Below are 14,855 nucleotides of genomic sequence, written 5' to 3'. Positions count from 1 at the left end.
CCTGGGAATTCGAATGGTGTGCCGTGGGTCACAGCACGGCTCTACGGTCACACAGGTTCGACGGATGCGCCAGATAGCCTGTGCAGGTGACTGAACGACTCGACCGTGCCCGCATCCTCGCCGGACAGCACGGCATTGACGCCCTGCTCGTGACTCCCGGTGCCGACCTGCGCTACCTGACCGGTTACGCCGCCAAGCCGCTCGAGCGGTTGACGTGCCTCGTCGTGACGCAGCTGCGGGTGCAGCTGGTCGTCCCCGAGCTCGAGCGGGCCGCGGCCGAGGCAGCCGGCGTCGACATGGAGATCGTGACCTTCGGCGAGACGGACGACCCCTTCGCGCTGGTGGCGGACCTGGTCGGCAACGCCGAGATCGTGGCGGTCGACGACCACATGTGGGCGTCGCGCGTGTTCGCGTTGCAGGAGGCCATGCCCGAGGCGGGATTCGTCCTGGGCGGCCAGCTGGTCTCCGACCTGCGTGTGGTCAAGGAGCAGTCGGAGGTCGACGCCCTGCGCGCGGCCGGCGCGGCGATCGATCGCGTGCACGCGCGGATGGGGGAGTGGCTGCGCCCGGGGCGCACCGAGCGCGAGGTCGGCGCCGACATCGCCCGCGCGATCATCGACGAGGGCCACGAGCAGGTCGATTTCGTGATCGTGGGCTCCGGGCCCAACGGCGCCTCGCCGCACCACGAGGTCTCCGACCGCGTCATCCAGGCCGGTGAGCCGGTGGTCGTCGACATCGGCGGCACGACGCCCGCCGGGTACTGCTCGGACTCCACCCGCAACTACGTCGCCGGTGGCGAGCCCGACCCGGGCTACGTCGCGATGCTCGAGGTGCTCAAGCAGGCCCAGCACGCGCAGCGCGAGTACGCGCGACCGGGCGTCACGGCCGAGTCGGTCGACGCTGTCGGCCGGCGGATCATCGCCGAGGCGGGCTACGGCGACCGGTTCATCCACCGCACGGGTCACGGCATCGGTCAGGAGACGCACGAGGAGCCCTACATCGTCGAGGGCAACGGCACCGAGCTCGAGCCCGGGATGGCGTTCTCGATCGAGCCCGGGATCTACGTGGCCGGCCAGTGGGGCGCCCGGATCGAGGACATCGTGGTCTGCACCGAGGACGGCATCGAGGTGCTGAACAACACGCCTCGCGATCTCGTGCGCTTGTGAGACGGCTCCTCGCGGCCGCGCTGCTCGGCGCCGCGTCGGCCGCCGCGTTCGAGCCGCTGGCGGTCCCGGGCCTGATGGTCCTGACCGTCGCCGCGTACTTCGCGCTCGTGCGGACCCTGCGGGACGCATCCGTCCGCTTCGTCCTGCTGACGGGCCTGGTGTTCGGGCTCGCGTTCATGGGTCCGCTCATCTGGTGGATGAACGCGGTCGACCCCTGGGCATGGGTCGCCCTGGTCGCCATCGAGGCGCTCTTCCTCGCCGTCATCACGTGGCTCCTGCGGGTCGCCGTCCAGGCGCCGTGGTGGCCCGTGTGGGCCGCGGCGGTGTGGACCACCGGCGAGCAGGTCCGCGGCGCCGTCCCGCTCAGCGGCTTCCCGTGGGGGCGGCTCGGCCACACCGCCATCGACACGCCCCTCGAGGGCTGGGTCCGGCTCGTCGCGCTGCCCGCCACGACCTTCCTGATGGCGCTGGTGGCCGGGCTGCTGGTCGTGGCCGTCACGGACCGCCGCTGGACGGCGCTGGCCGGAGCCGCGGCGATCCCGCTCGTCGGACTGGTGCTTCCGATGGGGATCGCCGACGGGGGAGGGACCCGCACGATCGCCGTGGTGCAGGGCAACACGCCGGGTCCGTTCCTGGACTGGCCTCGTGCCGAGATCTTCCGCCTGCACGTCGCTGCGACCGAGCGGATCGACCAGCCGGTCGACGTCGTGCTGTGGCCCGAGAACGGCTCGGACCTGGACGTCCTCGACAACGCCTACGCGCGCGACGAGGTGACCCGGCTCTCGCAGCAGGTCGGCGCGCCCATCCTGGTCGGCGCGATCCTCGACGGACCCACCACGGACTCGGCGTACAACGCCTCGGTCCTGGTGGACGAGGACGGTCCGCACGAGGACGTCTATCTGAAGCAGAACATCGTCCCCTACGGCGAGTACGTGCCCTTCCGCCGCCAGCTGGGGGCGCTCGTGCCGCGCTTCGACCGCGACATCCCGCGCGACATCCTCGCGGGCGACGAGCCCGGAGCCATGGACGTCGGCGGGGTGACCATGGGACTGACGATCTGCTGGGACATCGCCTACGACGGCGCCGTCCACGGTGCGATCGATCGCGGTGCCGAGGTCCTCGCCGTCCAGACCAGCAACGCCAGCTTCATGGACTTCGGCCGCGGGGTGCAGCCGCAGCAGCAATGGGCGATCTCGCGACTGCGCGCGATCGAGACCGGGCGCTGGCTCGCCGTCGCCTCGACGAACGGCATCTCCGGCTTCGCCGACCCGTCCGGCCGCGTCGTGCAGCGCGCTCCCGAGAAGGAGTCCGCGACGCTCGTGCAGGAGGTGCAGCTGGCGCAGGGCACGACTCCCGCCACACGCTGGGGATCCGGACTGACTCTGGTGATCCACGTCATGTCCGTGGCAGGATGGGTCCTCGGTAAACGCCGGTTACGAATGGAGCCTCGATGAAGACGCTGGTCATCATTCCGACCTACAACGAGGCTGACAACGTCAGTTGGATCTGCGAGAGCGTCCTGGAGCAGCAGCCCGAGGTCGAGATCCTCGTGGCCGACGACAACTCGCCGGACGGGACGGGCGAGATCGCCGACAAGCTCGCCGAGGCTGACCCGCGGATCCACGTCCTGCACCGTCAGGGCAAGGAGGGCCTCGGCGCCGCGTACCGTGCGGGCTTCGCGTGGGGCCTCGAGCGCGACTACGACGTCCTCGTCGAGATGGACGCCGACGGCTCGCACCGGCCCGAGGACCTGGGCAAGCTGCTCGACTCCGCGCGCGCCGGCGCACCGCTGACCCTCGGGTCGCGGTGGGTGCCGGGCGGCTCGGTGGTCAACTGGCCCAAGCGTCGGGAGGCGCTCTCCCGCGGGGCCTCGCTGTACGCCCGGATCATGCTGGACCTCGGGGTCAAGGACGCCACGGCCGGCTTCCGCGCGTTCCGGCGCGAGACGCTCGAGGCGATCGACCTCGACGCCGTCGAGTCGCAGGGGTACTGCTTCCAGATCGACATGACGCGCCAGACGCGGCTCGCGGGGCTCGCCGTGGCCGAGGTCCCCGTCACGTTCGTCGAGCGCGTCCACGGTCAGTCGAAGATGAGCTTCGACATCGTGAAAGAGGCCCTCACACGGGTCACCGTGTGGGGCCTCCAGCGGATGAATCCGTTCAGGCGCTGACGGACTTCTTCCGGGTCTTGCTCTTGCGGTGCAGGTGTGGCGGGCCGATCTCGCCGCCGCGCAGCAGGTCGAGCCGCTCCGCGAGGATCTCTTCCAGCTCCTCCTCGGAGCGACGCTCCAGGAGCATGTCCCAGTGGGTGCGGACGTGCTTCTCGTCCTTCTGCTCGGGCTCGGCACCGCCGACCCGACGACCCATCTGGCCCGTCTTGGGATCTTCCCACTCGGCCGGAACCTCGGCCTCGTCCGACATCGTCACCGTGAAGGTGTGCCCGTCGGCGCACACGTACTCGATCTGCTGACGCGGTGCCATCTCGACTCCGCGCTCGTCCTCGAAGCTCTGGGCTCCCAGCCGCGCTCCGCGCAAGGCTCGTTCTGCCATGTCGGTCCCCCTTCTGAAGGTCTCCGTACAGTCCAACGTACGACAGATGCGTGAGATTCCCCTGAGAAGGAAGTTCGTCCCCGTCAGTGCGTGAGACGTCGGGCACGGTCGTCGACGTGCGCGGGCACCCGCAGCAACAGGACCAGGCCGACGCCCAGAATCACCATGATCCCGGCGATTCCCCAGCGGTCCGTGTCCTGACCGGTGAGCAGGTTGCCGGCCCAGATGAACACCGCGAACAGCAGCGGCGCCATGAACGAGACTGCTCTGCCCGTCATCGCGTACAGACCGAAGTTCTGGCCCTCGCGGCCCGGGTCGGTGATCCGCGTCAGGTAGGTCCGTGACGCCGACTGGGCGGGACCGACGAACAGGCACAGCCCGAGCCCGAAGATCCAGAACATGCCCGGTCCCGACACGACGAGCAGGACCAGTCCGCACACCAGCATCGACGTCAGCGAGAACACGATCACCGCGCGCGGCCCGATGCGGTCGTCCCACCGCCCGGCCAGCAGCGCCCCGGCCGCCGAGATGACGTTCGCGGCGACGCCGAACAGGATCACGTCGTCCTCGTTGATCGAGTAGACCGACACGGCCAGCACGGCACCGTAGGCGAAGACGCCCGCGAGGCCGTCGCGGAAGAAGGCGCTGGCGATCAGGAACCTGAGCGTGTCGCGGTCCTCGCGCCACATCGTCGTGATGTCGTTCCAGATGCCGCGGTACGAGGCGGCGACGCTGACCTTCGGCGCGTCGGCGTTGGCCGTCGCGGGCAGCTCGGGGACCTTGAGGAACAGCGGGATCGCGAAGACCGCGAACCACACGGCCGCGAGCAGCGCGATGAGCCGGATGTTCATCCCGCCCTCGGTGGGAACGCCCAGGAACCCGCGGGTGTCACCGTCGCCGGCGACGAAGCCGAAGTAGCAGATCAGCAGCAGCACGATGCCGCCGAAGTAGCCCATGGCCCAGCCGAAGCCCGAGACCCGGCCGACGTTGTCGGGCGTGGACACCTGGCGCAGCATGGCGAAGTAGGGCACCGAGGCGAGCTCGAAGATCACGCCGCCGGCCGCCATCAGGACCAGGCCGAGCCACAGGTGGTGCCAGTCGTCCTCGACGAAGAACAGCGCAGCCGTGATCACCAGGACGGCCGTCGTGAGCCAGAACAGGCTCTTCTTGCGGGCGCCCGCGGCGTCCGTGCGCCGCCCGAGGGCAGGCGCGGCGATCGCGATGAGCACGGCGCCGGCCGCGCTCGACAGTCCGAGCCAGGTGGCAGCGCGGAAGGGGCCGGGGACGTCGTCGCCGACGCCCTCGACGAGGTAGACCGAGAAGATGAACGTCACGATCACGGCGTTGTAGGCGGCCGAGCCCCAGTCCCACAGCCCCCAGGCCACCACGCGTCCGCGATCGGCGCGGGTCGCGACGACGTCGTCGGTCATGCAGGGTCCTTCCATAGGCCGCGCTCGGTCAGCACCTGCTTGAGCAGGTCGGTGCGGTCGGTCATGATCCCGTCGACCCCCAGGTCGGCCAGGCGGTGCATCTCGGCGGGCTCGTCGACGGTCCAGACGTGCACGAACTTCCCCGCGCGGTGGGCGCGCTGCAGGAAGCGGGGCGTCATCACGCGGGCCCGCCCGTGCCGGACGGGGACCTGGAGGATCGACGGCGCCTTCGGCACCCGCCCGGTGAGCACCATCTGGGCGACCTCGCGACTGGAGGCCGAGGTCACGACCTCGGGCAGGCGGGCGCGCATCGCCACGAGCCGGCGGTGCGAGAACGAGGCCAGGCAGATGCGGTCGAGGATGCCCATCCGCTCGACCAGGTCGGTGGTGGGGACGACGCCGTCGTCGGACTTCACGTCGATGTTCCACCGAGCCCCGGGCAGCGCCTCGACGAGGTGCTCGAGTCGCACGATCGGCTCGCGGTTGCCCAGCAGCGCCTCATCGATCTCGGCGGAGTCCAGGTCGACGATCTCGACCTCGCGCCCGAGCAGGCGGTCCAGCTTGGCGTCGTGGCACGCGTAGACCACGCCGTCGCGGCTGACCCGCACGTCGGTCTCCATGTACCGGTAGCCCAGCTGGTAGGCGTGGGTGAAGGCGGCGAGCGAGTTCTCGATGCCCCGGTTGGGCTCGACCTCCGCCCCGCCTCGATGCGCGAACGCGATCGGGGGAGCGGGCTCGAGGTACGGCGGTGTCCTCACGCGCACCAACCTAGGGCACGTGGGACGCCGACGAGGGCAACCCTCAGATGTCGCGGAAGGTCTCGATCTCGGCGCCGAGGGCGTTGAGGCGCAGCGCCAGGTCCTCGTAGCCGCGGTTGATGACGTAGACGTTCCGCAGCACCGAGGTGCCCTTGGCGGCCAGCATCGCGATGAGGATGACGACGGCGGGACGCAGGGCCGGGGGACAGACCAGCTCGACGCCGCTCCAGTGGGTCGGGCCCTCGATCAGGACGCGATGCGGGTCGAGCAGCTTGACCTGCGCGCCGAGCTTGTTGAGCTCGGTCAGGTAGATCGCGCGGTTCTCGTAGACCCAGTCGTGCAGCATCGTCTGGCCCTCGGCCTGCGCCGCGATCACGGCGAAGAACGGCAGGTTGTCGATGTTGAGGCCCGGGAACGGCATCGGGTGGATCTTGTCGATCGGTGCGCGCAGCTTCGACGGGTGCGTCGTGATGTCGACCAGGCGCGTGTGCTCGTTCTCGGCGAGGTACTCGGGGGAGCGGTCGTAGCGGAAGCCCATCTCCTCGAGCAGCGCGAGCTCGATCTCCATGAACTCGATCGGCACGCGGCGGACCGTGATGTTCGAGCTGGTGACGATGGCCGCCGTGATGAGGCTCATCGCCTCGATCGGGTCCTCGCTGGGGGCGTAGTCGACGTCGCCGCGGATCTCGCGCTTGCCGGTGACGCGCAGGGTCGTCGTGCCGATGCCCTCGATGCCCACGCCGAGCTTCTCGAGGAAGAAGCACAGGTCCTGGACCATGTAGTTCGGGCTGGCGTTGCGGATGACGGTGACGCCGTCGTGGCGGGCCGCGGCCAGCAGCGCGTTCTCGGTGACGGTGTCGCCGCGCTCGGTCAGGACGATGGGACGCTCGGGCGAGACGCCGCGGGCGGCGGAGGCGTGGTAGCTGCCGTCGGTCGCGAGCACCTTGAGGCCGAACGGCCGCAGGGCCGTCATGTGCGGCTCGACGGTGCGGGTGCCGAGGTCGCAGCCGCCGGCGTACGGCAGCTCGAACTCGTCGATCCGGTGCATGAGCGGGCCGAGGAACATGATGATGCTGCGGGTCCGCCGGGCGGCCGCTGCGTCCATCGAGCGCAGGTCGAGGTTCTCGGGGACGACGAGCTCGAGGTCGTTCTGGTCGTTGAGCCACGTCGTGCGGACGCCGATCGACTCCAGCACCTCGAGCAGGCGGTTGACCTCCTCGATCCGGGCGACCTTGCGCAGGGTCGTGGTGCCGGTGTTCAGCAGTGCGGCACACAGCAGCGCGACGCCGGCGTTCTTGCTGGACTTGACGTCGATGCTGCCCGACAGCGTCGTGCCGCCCTTGACGCGCAGGTGGCTGGGGCCGGTCGTGGTGCCGACGCTCACGAGCTCGGAGTCCAGGGCCGAGCCGATCCGCGCGAGCATGTCCAGCGTCAGGTTCTGCTGGCCCTTCTCGATGCGGTTGATGGCGCTCTGACTCGTGCGCAGCTCACTGGCGAGCTGGGCCTGCGTGAGGCCGGAGTGCTGGCGGGCGTCCCGGATGAGGGTGCCGATCCGGCCCAGGTAGTCGTCGCTGTCGGTCATTCCTCAAGCGTATATCAGTTGTGAGATAAACCAAGTCGCGTCATGGCGTGGCGAGGGCGTCCGCCTGGCCCAGCCGCTGGAGGTCGTCGACGCCGCCATGGTTCTCGACGTGCATCCAGTAGATCCCGTACGCGGCCTCGGCGACGGTGCAGTCGTGGATCGGGAACGCCGTACGGGGCGCGACGGCACGCAGGAAGCCCACCGTCTCAGCGATCTTCGCCCACGGGGCCGACAGCGGGAGGGCGAGGATGTCGACGTTCTCGGGACGGTACTCGTAGGTGTCCCCGGGGTGGAAGAAGGTCGGCTCGGCATCGGCCGTGACCAGGATCCCGACGTTCCCGACCCGGGGGAGTGTGGGCAGGATCTCGGCATGGCGGGACCCCACGCCCGTCAGTGTCACGCCCCCGATGGCGAACGCGACGCCGTCGCCGGTCGCGTCCCAGCCGGTGAGGCTCTCGGCGGTCTCGGGCTCGGCCAGCAGGCGAGCCTGCGGGTTCGCAGCGACGAGCGCGCCGATGCGGTCGTGGTCGAGGTGGTCGGGGTGCTGGTGGGTCACGACGATCGCGTCGAGACCGGTCAGCTCGAAGGTGGCCGGCCTGCTGAAGGTGCCGGGATCGAACAGGATCCGCGCCCCGGCGGCCTCGACGAGTACGGCGGCATGTCCGAAGCGCGTGACGTCCATGGGCGCCATCGTGCCACGATGTGGCCATGGACGAGCGCGAGATCCCGGCCCAGCAGCCCCGGACCCGGGACGCCTGATGGCCCGGGAGCGCGTCGGTCCGGTCATGCGCGAGGTCGTGGCGCAAATGGACGTCCCCGGTGCGACCTGGGCCGTCGTCTCGGGGCCGCGGCAGCAACTGGAGGTGGGAGCGGCGGGACCCCTGCACCGCGACACGATCTTCCGCATCGCCTCGGTCACCAAGCCGATCATCGCCGTGCTGACCCTCGCGCTGGTCGACGACGGGCTGTTCGGCCTCGACGATCCCGTCGACCGCTGGGTGCCCGAGCTCGCCGACCGGCGTGTGCTGCGTGATCGTGCCGGCGCGCTGGACGACACCGTTCCCGCGGCGAGGCCGACCACGGTGCGCGACCTGCTGCAGATGGGTCTCGGGCTCGGCTGGGACATGACGACCCCCGAGACCGCGCCGCTGCCGTCGGCCGTGGCCCGGGCCGAGATCCCCTCGGCCTGGCAGCCGCCGCCACTGCGGCCCGACCGCTGGGCCGCGCTCGTGGGCGAGCTGCCGATGGCCCACCAGCCCGGGGAGGGCTGGCTGTACCAGTTCTCGTTCGACGCGCTCTCCGTGCTGATCGAGCGCGTGACGCGACGGCGGCTCGACCTCGTCCTGCGTGATCGCCTGCTGGACCGCCTCGACATGCACGACACGGGCTACGCCGTCGCGATGAAGGACGTCGACCGTGTCTCGTCCGCGTGGTTCCCCAACCGTGGCGGGAGGTTCGTCGAGGTCGCACCATGGGGCGATCCGCGACTCATGACGGTCCCGCCGTTCCGGTCGGGGGCGACAGGGCTGCTCTCGACCGCCGATGACCTCGGCCGGTTCGTCCAGATGCTGCTGCGCGGCGGAGACGGTCCGCGTGGCCGGCTCCTGTCCGCGTCGTCGTTCGCCGCCCTGACCGCGGCCGACCTCCCGGCGCCCGCAGAAGTGATGGCTCGCGAGTTCCTCGAGCCGTCGGTCGGCTGGGGCCTGGGTGTCGGCGTGGACCTGGTCGGACGGTTCCCCGGATCCCATCGCGGGAGGTTCGGTTGGGACGGCGGCACGGGGACGAGCCTGTGGGTCGACCCCGCGGCCGGTGTCGGGGGAGTCCTGCTGACCCGCCAGGGCATGGGGTCGCCGACCCCGCCCGCCTACCTGGATGCGTTCTGGCAGGCCGTTCACGCGCCGTGACACGCCGGGAGGAACTTCGAACAGTCGTTCTATTCGTCGGCGTACAGTACTGGTATGTGGTTCCAGGGATCGCTCCTCGACGGTGACGCCGGAGTACGCGTCGGACCGCTGGACGGCGTCGAGCGCCACCCGCTTTCCGCGGGGGCGTGGGTGGACACGCTGTCCGGGTGGGTCAGCGGCGCCGACGAGCTGTTCGAGACCTTGCGCAGCGAGGTGCCGTGGCGCGGTGAGCGACGCGAGATGTACGACCGCGTCGTCGACGTGCCGCGGCTGCTGTGCTTCTACGGGGCCGACCGACCCCTCCCGCATCCGGCACTGGATCAGGCGCGCGACGCCCTGTCGGAGTACTACGCGGCCGAGCTCGGTGAGCCGTTCGTGACCGCCGGCCTGTGCTACTACCGCGACGGCAACGACTCGGTGGCCTGGCACGGTGACCGCATCGGCAAGAGCCGGACGCAGGACACGATGGTCGCGATCCTGTCGCTGGGCGAGCACCGCCGGCTGAGCCTGCGGCCCGCGGGCGGTGGGCCGCAGACGGCCTTCAGCCTCGGCCATGGCGACCTGTCGGTCATGGGCGGCAGCTGCCAGCGCACGTGGGAGCACGCGATCCTCAAGACCGCGCGGGCCGTCGGGCCGCGGATCAGCGTGCAGTTCCGCGTCGCAGGCGTTCGCTGACGACCTGGAGCGCGTCGGTCGACCACAGCGCCCACAGCACCAGCACGGGCTGGAAGAACAGCCGGCCGAAGCGCGCCCGGTCGGTGTCGAGCCCGAACCCGTCCGCGTGGTTGAGGTACTGGGCGATGTTGCCGGGGAACACCGCCACGAAGAACGCGGCGACCACCAGGCCGACGATGCGCCGGTGGCGGGGCAGTGCCATCAGGGCGGCACCGAGGGCGATCTCGACGATGCCCGACGCGACGACCGTGAAGTCCTCGTCGATGGGGATGCTCCGGGGCACCTGCGCCTGGAACTCGTCGCGGGCGAAGGTCAGGTGACTGACCCCGGCGAAGGCCAGGATCCCTCCGAGCAGGAGGCGGGCGATCGTCTTCATGGCGACGACGCTAGGTCAATCACCGTCGATGCGCTCGTAGAGCACGTGGTCGCGCCAGCCGCCACCGACGCGCAGGTAGTCCTTCGCCACGCCGAAGCGCGTGAAGCCGTTCCGCTCCAGGACACGCTGACTGGCACCGTTGTCCAGGCGCGTCGCCGCCTCGATGCGGTGCAGGCCCAGCCGGCCGAAGGCGAGGGCGACGATCTCGGCGACCGACTCGGTCGCCAGGCCGCGGCCTTGGGCCTCGGCGTCGAGGTAGTAGCCGAGCACGCCCCGGCGTGCGGGACCCAGGGCGATCTCGTTCAGGTTCACCCGCCCGACCACGGAGTCGTCCGGCGCCAGGATGACGCGAGGGAACGACAGCCCGTCGGCGTACCGGCGCAAGGCGTCCTGGATGATCGCGCGCTGGCCCTTGGCCGTGAAGTAGGCGGGCGGTCGCTGGGGTTCGATCGACGACATCGCCTCGCGATTGCGCCGCAGGACGTCCGCCAGCGCTTCCGCGTCCGTGGCTGCGACGAGGCGGGTGACGGCCATGGGCCCAGTCTGGCAGGCGGCGACGTGGGCAGGGGAGTGGATTGACGATCGCGGCATATCGTGTTTCGATAACATCGACATTCGATATGAGATGGAGATCGACATGAAGGCACCCTTCGGCACGGCCACCCGCGCGGACGTCTGGTTCACCGTCGCCCTGGCCGTCGTCGCGATCGTGGCCACCGTGGTCGACGCGGTCACGCGCCTGGTCGACGTGGTGCCGAACCGCGACGTGCCGGTCGAGGTCCAGCTGTCGACGTCGCAGCAGTCGATCGCGATCGACGGCGTGGGCGAGGCCGTCCCGGCCGAGCTGGACCGGTTCACGGTGCACGTCTCGGACCTGCCGTTCGCCAGCTACGTGTCGGTGATCGCCACCGTCGTGGTGCCGGCGCTCACCGTCGTCGCCGTCCTGGTCTGCCTGACCTGGCTGTTGCGCAACATCGGCGCGGGGCAGTTCTTCAGTCGCACGAACACCCGCCTGGTCACGACGGCCGCGCTCGTGGGCGTCCTCGGCTGGGTGCTGACGGTCGCCTTCTCCACCGCCGCCGCCAACGGCGCGCTCGCGCAGCTCACGACGGATCCCGAGGCCGGCTTCGAGATCACGATGAACATCTCGTTCCTGTACCTCTTCGCCGCGATGGTCACCGGGTGCGTCGCGGCCGCGTTCCACACGGGCGAGCGGATGCAGCGTGACTCCGAAGGTCTCGTCTGATGCCGGCCGAGGACGACCAGCACCGCGTCCACTGCCGCCTCGACGAGCTGCTCGCCGAACGCGGCATGACGCTGACCCGGCTCGCCGAGCTGGTGGGTGTCACGGTGGTGAACCTGTCCGTGCTCAAGAACGACCGGGCGAAGGCGATCCGGTTCACGACGCTCACGGCGATCTGCGACGCCCTGCACTGCACCGTGGGCGACCTGCTGGTGGTGACGGAATGATCCCGCGCGCCAGACGTTGACCCAGACATGAAGAACATCGGGTTCCTGTCCTTCGGCCACTGGTCCGAGTCGCCCCACTCGGGCACGCAGTCGGCGTCCGACGCCCTGCTGCAGTCGATCGACCTGGCTGTCGCTGCCGAGGAGCTGGGAGCCGATGGCGCTTACTTCCGCGTGCACCACTTCGCCCGGCAGCTGGCCTCGCCGTTCCCGTTGCTCGCCGCGATCGGCGCGAGGACGTCCCGCATCGAGATCGGCACCGGCGTCATCGACATGCGGTACGAGAACCCGCTGTACTTCGCCGAGGACGCCGGGGCGGCCGACCTCATCGCAGGTGGACGCCTCCAGCTCGGCATCAGCCGCGGATCACCGGAGCAGGTCGTCGAGGGCTTCCGCTACTTCGGCCACGTGCCCCAGGACGGAGAGACGGACGCCGACATGGCCCGCCAGCACACCGAGGTCCTGTTGAAGGTCCTCGAGGGGCAGGGATTCGCCCAGCCGAACCCCCGCCCGATGTTCCCGAACCCGCCGGGCCTGCTGCGCCTCGAGCCGCACTCCGAGGGCTTGCGCGACCGACTGTGGTGGGGCGCCGGATCGCGCGCCACCGCCGAGTGGACGGCCCGGATGGGGATGAACCTGATGAGCTCGACCCTGCTGACCGAGGACACGGGCGTGCCGTTCCACGAGCTGCAGGCCGAGCAGATCCAGTGCTTCCGGGACGCGTGGCGCGAGGCGGGGCATCAGCGCGAGCCGCGCGTGTCCGTGAGTCGCAGCATCATGGCTCTGGTGAGCGACCTGGACCGCCGGTACTTCGGGCTCGAGACCCGCAGCACCGACCAGGTCGGGATGCTCGAGGGCGGCCCGGCGCGGTTCGGCAAGACGTACGCCGCGGAGCCCGACGTGCTGGTCGAGCAGCTCGCGCAGGACTCGGCGATCGCCGCGGCGGACACGTTGCTCATCACCGTGCCGAACCAGCTCGGCGTCGACTACAACGCCCACCTGATCGAGAGCCTGTTGACGCACGTGGCGCCGGGGCTGGGCTGGCGCTAGCGGCGGACGCAGTAGCGCAGGAAGACGCTGCCGCTCGCGAACGGGCGCGTCTCGATGAGCTCGAGGTCGACGTGCTTGTCGTCGTGCGCGAAGTACGGCAGGCCGCCGCCGACCAGGACCGGGCAGATCCGGATCTGGTACTCGTCGATGAGGTCGAGCGCCGCAGCCTCGGCGGCGAGGGTGGCCCCGCCGATCGCGACGTCGCCGGGACCGGGCTCGGCGCGAAGTCGCTCGATCTCGGTCCGCAGGTCGCCCTGCGCGAGCCTGGCCGCGCCGTGCACCTCGGAAAGGGTGCTCGAGAAGACCACCTTGGGCAGCGCGTTCCACATGTCCGCCCATGCGCGCTGCGGCGCGTCGAGCGTCTCGCGGTCGACGGTCTCCCAGTAGAGCATCGCCTCGTGCAGGTTCCGGCCCAGCACGTGGACGCCCACGCTGCGGAGCTGGTCCATGAAGAAGCCGAAGATCTCCTCGTCCGGATCGCCCCAGTCGAACGAGCCGTCGGGGCCCACCACGTAGCCGTCGAGCGACATGCTCATCTCGTACGTCACCTTGCGCATGTGGCCTCCCTCGGACGGAACGCCAGTCTGGCAACCCGGCACGGCCGGACACAAGACCCGTCGCGGCTGGCGCGAATCCGGAACCCGCAGGATGCTGGAGCCATGACGAAGGCCGACCTGACGACGATCCTCGACGCCGACCTGGAGGACTGGCGCCCTCTCGTGCACAGCCTGCACGGCCGATTCCGCACCGGGGACTTCGCGACGGGACTGGAGTTCGTGGTCGACATCGGAGCCGCCGCGGAGGCGGCCAACCACCACCCCGACGTGAAGCTGGGGTACACGCACGTGGACATCGAGTTGACCAGCCACGACACCGGCGCCGTCACGGATCGCGACCTCGACCTGGCTCGCACGATCAGCTCGTTGGCGGCCGAGCGCGGCTTCGAGGCCGAGCCCTCGGTCCTCACCCGTGTGGAGATCGCGCTCAACGCGGCGAACGCCGTCGAGCTCGGCCCGTTCTGGGCCGCCGTCCTCACGGGGGACGCCGAGAACTTCGACGGGGAGCAGGTGACCGACCCCACGAGCCAGGTCCCCCTGCTGTGGTTCCAGCCCACCGAGGAGCGCGGCGAGGTGCCGCCCATGTGCTTCCACCTCGACGTCTGGATCCCGGCCGGCCAGCTCCCGGCGCGGATCGAGTCCGCCGTCGCCGCCGGAGGCGAGGTCTTCGACGACTCGGAGTCTCCGTCCTTCGTCGTGCTCGAGGACGCCGAGGGCAACAAGGCCTGCCTGTGCACCGTGATGGACCGCGACTGACCCCGCTCAGTCCTGCGTGACGGAGCCGGCGCGCTGCTCCAGCCAGGCACGCTCCCGCTCGTTCGTGGCCAGTGACGCGGCCGCGAGGAACCGCTGCCGCGCCTCGTCGAGACGCCCCGTGCGCTGCAGCAGCTCCGCGTGGACGCTGGCCAGCAGGTGGCTGCGGGGGAGTGCACCCGAGGCGGACAGCTCCTCGACCTCGGCCAGGGCCTGCTCCGTGCCGCCGCTGGTCATCGAGATCGCGGCGGCCCGGTTGAGCCGGACGACGGGTCCGGGCGCCAGCTGACCGAGCGCGTCGTAGAGCACGACGATCCGCTCCCAGTCCGTCTCCTCGAATGTCGGCGCGACCGCGTGGCATGCGGCGATCGCCGCCTGCAGGGCGTACGGCCCGCGGCCTCGACCGAGCGCATCGACCCGGGCCAACGCCGCGAGTCCCCGGCCGATCTGGGCGCGGTCCCAGCGTCGCCGGTCCTGGTCGGCCAGCACGACGGGCGATCCGGTCGCGTCGACGCGCGCGGCGAACCGGGCCGCCTGCAGCTCCATCAGGGCGACGAGGCCGTGCACCTCGGGCTCACGCGGCAGCTG

At 70.5% G+C, this 14,855-nt stretch carries 18 protein-coding genes; 9 read left to right on the top strand and 9 right to left on the bottom strand.

Features of this window, described 5'->3' with window-relative positions; genetic code table 11:
• Nucleotides 1–86 precede the first annotated feature (86 nt).
• From RT323_RS00090 to RT323_RS00080, 3 genes are read left to right on the top strand one after another with little or no spacing between them, the layout of a single operon-like run.
• Nucleotides 87–1,166, top strand: coding sequence for a Xaa-Pro peptidase family protein (locus tag RT323_RS00090; protein WP_313403945.1), 1,080 nt, complete (start codon nt 87–89; stop codon nt 1,164–1,166).
• On the top strand, nt 1,163–2,620 hold the full coding sequence (lnt, locus tag RT323_RS00085) for an apolipoprotein N-acyltransferase (RefSeq protein WP_313403943.1): 1,458 nt from the start codon (nt 1,163–1,165) through the stop codon (nt 2,618–2,620). Before RT323_RS00090 ends, lnt begins: the two co-directional genes overlap by 4 nt.
• Nucleotides 2,617–3,336 carry a polyprenol monophosphomannose synthase gene (locus RT323_RS00080; RefSeq protein WP_313403941.1) on the top strand — a complete coding sequence of 240 codons (720 nt, stop codon included), beginning with the start codon at nt 2,617–2,619 and terminating at the stop codon, nt 3,334–3,336. The genes lnt and RT323_RS00080 overlap by 4 nt, the downstream gene beginning before the upstream one ends.
• Here the strand turns inward: RT323_RS00080 and RT323_RS00075 are convergent.
• The 5 genes from RT323_RS00075 to RT323_RS00055 form a co-directional block, all read right to left on the bottom strand.
• Nucleotides 3,326–3,715: an RNA polymerase-binding protein RbpA gene (locus RT323_RS00075; RefSeq protein ID WP_313403940.1), complete on the bottom strand. Its 390-nt coding sequence runs from the start codon at nt 3,713–3,715 to the stop codon at nt 3,326–3,328. The two genes, RT323_RS00080 and RT323_RS00075, sit on opposite strands and share 11 nt — an antisense overlap.
• A gap of 83 nt (nt 3,716–3,798) precedes the next feature.
• Nucleotides 3,799–5,145 carry an MFS transporter gene (locus tag RT323_RS00070; protein WP_313403938.1) on the bottom strand — a complete coding sequence of 449 codons (1,347 nt, stop codon included), beginning with the start codon at nt 5,143–5,145 and terminating at the stop codon, nt 3,799–3,801.
• Nucleotides 5,142–5,903, bottom strand: a complete 762-nt coding sequence (locus RT323_RS00065) for a glycerophosphodiester phosphodiesterase family protein (protein ID WP_313403936.1) — start codon at nt 5,901–5,903, stop codon at nt 5,142–5,144. Before RT323_RS00065 ends, RT323_RS00070 begins: the two co-directional genes overlap by 4 nt.
• A 43-nt stretch (nt 5,904–5,946) precedes the next feature.
• Nucleotides 5,947–7,485, bottom strand: a complete 1,539-nt coding sequence (locus RT323_RS00060) for a UDP-N-acetylglucosamine 1-carboxyvinyltransferase (protein ID WP_313403935.1) — start codon at nt 7,483–7,485, stop codon at nt 5,947–5,949.
• 40 nt (nt 7,486–7,525) lie between these two features.
• Nucleotides 7,526–8,167, bottom strand: coding sequence for an MBL fold metallo-hydrolase (locus RT323_RS00055; protein ID WP_313403933.1), 642 nt, complete (start codon nt 8,165–8,167; stop codon nt 7,526–7,528).
• A 76-nt stretch (nt 8,168–8,243) separates the two neighbouring features.
• On the opposite strand from RT323_RS00055, the gene RT323_RS00050 reads away from it, so the two are divergent.
• Both RT323_RS00050 and RT323_RS00045 read left to right on the top strand, forming a co-directional pair.
• Nucleotides 8,244–9,389 carry a serine hydrolase domain-containing protein gene (locus RT323_RS00050; protein ID WP_313403932.1) on the top strand — a complete coding sequence of 382 codons (1,146 nt, stop codon included), beginning with the start codon at nt 8,244–8,246 and terminating at the stop codon, nt 9,387–9,389.
• A gap of 54 nt (nt 9,390–9,443) precedes the next feature.
• Nucleotides 9,444–10,064: an alpha-ketoglutarate-dependent dioxygenase AlkB gene (locus tag RT323_RS00045; protein ID WP_313403930.1), complete on the top strand. Its 621-nt coding sequence runs from the start codon at nt 9,444–9,446 to the stop codon at nt 10,062–10,064.
• On the opposite strand, the gene RT323_RS00040 is transcribed toward RT323_RS00045, so the two are convergent.
• Both RT323_RS00040 and RT323_RS00035 read right to left on the bottom strand, forming a co-directional pair.
• Nucleotides 10,030–10,440 (bottom strand): MauE/DoxX family redox-associated membrane protein, encoded by a 411-nt coding sequence (locus RT323_RS00040; protein WP_313403928.1) that lies wholly within the window; start codon nt 10,438–10,440, stop codon nt 10,030–10,032. The two genes, RT323_RS00045 and RT323_RS00040, sit on opposite strands and share 35 nt — an antisense overlap.
• A gap of 15 nt (nt 10,441–10,455) precedes the next feature.
• A complete protein-coding gene (locus RT323_RS00035) occupies nt 10,456–10,974 on the bottom strand; it encodes a GNAT family protein (RefSeq protein WP_313403926.1) in 519 nt (172 codons plus the stop codon).
• A 103-nt stretch (nt 10,975–11,077) separates the two neighbouring features.
• Here RT323_RS00035 and RT323_RS00030 point away from each other — a divergent pair, with 103 nt between their 5' ends.
• From RT323_RS00030 to RT323_RS00020, 3 genes are read left to right on the top strand one after another with little or no spacing between them, the layout of a single operon-like run.
• Entirely contained in the window at nt 11,078–11,686 is a 609-nt protein-coding gene (locus RT323_RS00030) for a DUF2975 domain-containing protein (RefSeq protein WP_313403924.1), read from the top strand.
• Nucleotides 11,686–11,910 carry a helix-turn-helix transcriptional regulator gene (locus tag RT323_RS00025; RefSeq protein ID WP_313403923.1) on the top strand — a complete coding sequence of 75 codons (225 nt, stop codon included), beginning with the start codon at nt 11,686–11,688 and terminating at the stop codon, nt 11,908–11,910. Before RT323_RS00030 ends, RT323_RS00025 begins: the two co-directional genes overlap by 1 nt.
• Before the next feature lie 27 nt (nt 11,911–11,937).
• Complete coding sequence (locus tag RT323_RS00020) at nt 11,938–12,957, top strand: LLM class flavin-dependent oxidoreductase (protein WP_313403921.1); 1,020 nt, start codon at nt 11,938–11,940, stop codon at nt 12,955–12,957.
• On the opposite strand, the gene RT323_RS00015 is transcribed toward RT323_RS00020, so the two are convergent.
• Nucleotides 12,954–13,514 (bottom strand): dihydrofolate reductase family protein, encoded by a 561-nt coding sequence (locus RT323_RS00015; protein ID WP_313403919.1) that lies wholly within the window; start codon nt 13,512–13,514, stop codon nt 12,954–12,956. The two genes, RT323_RS00020 and RT323_RS00015, sit on opposite strands and share 4 nt — an antisense overlap.
• Before the next feature lie 102 nt (nt 13,515–13,616).
• On the opposite strand from RT323_RS00015, the gene RT323_RS00010 reads away from it, so the two are divergent.
• The gene (locus RT323_RS00010; RefSeq protein ID WP_313403917.1) at nt 13,617–14,270 is read left to right on the top strand and encodes a 4a-hydroxytetrahydrobiopterin dehydratase; all 654 of its coding nucleotides are present in this window, start codon (nt 13,617–13,619) and stop codon (nt 14,268–14,270) included.
• A gap of 6 nt (nt 14,271–14,276) precedes the next feature.
• Here RT323_RS00010 and RT323_RS00005 read toward each other — a convergent pair.
• A partial coding sequence (locus RT323_RS00005; RefSeq protein WP_313403915.1) for a DUF6596 domain-containing protein occupies nt 14,277–14,855 on the bottom strand: 579 nt, incomplete at its 5' end.

Source organism: Aeromicrobium sp. (assembly GCF_032084975.1).
GTDB lineage: Bacteria > Actinomycetota > Actinomycetes > Propionibacteriales > Nocardioidaceae > Aeromicrobium.
The sequence above is the reverse complement of the archived record's forward strand: the minus strand, read 5'-3'. Positions and strand labels throughout refer to the sequence as shown.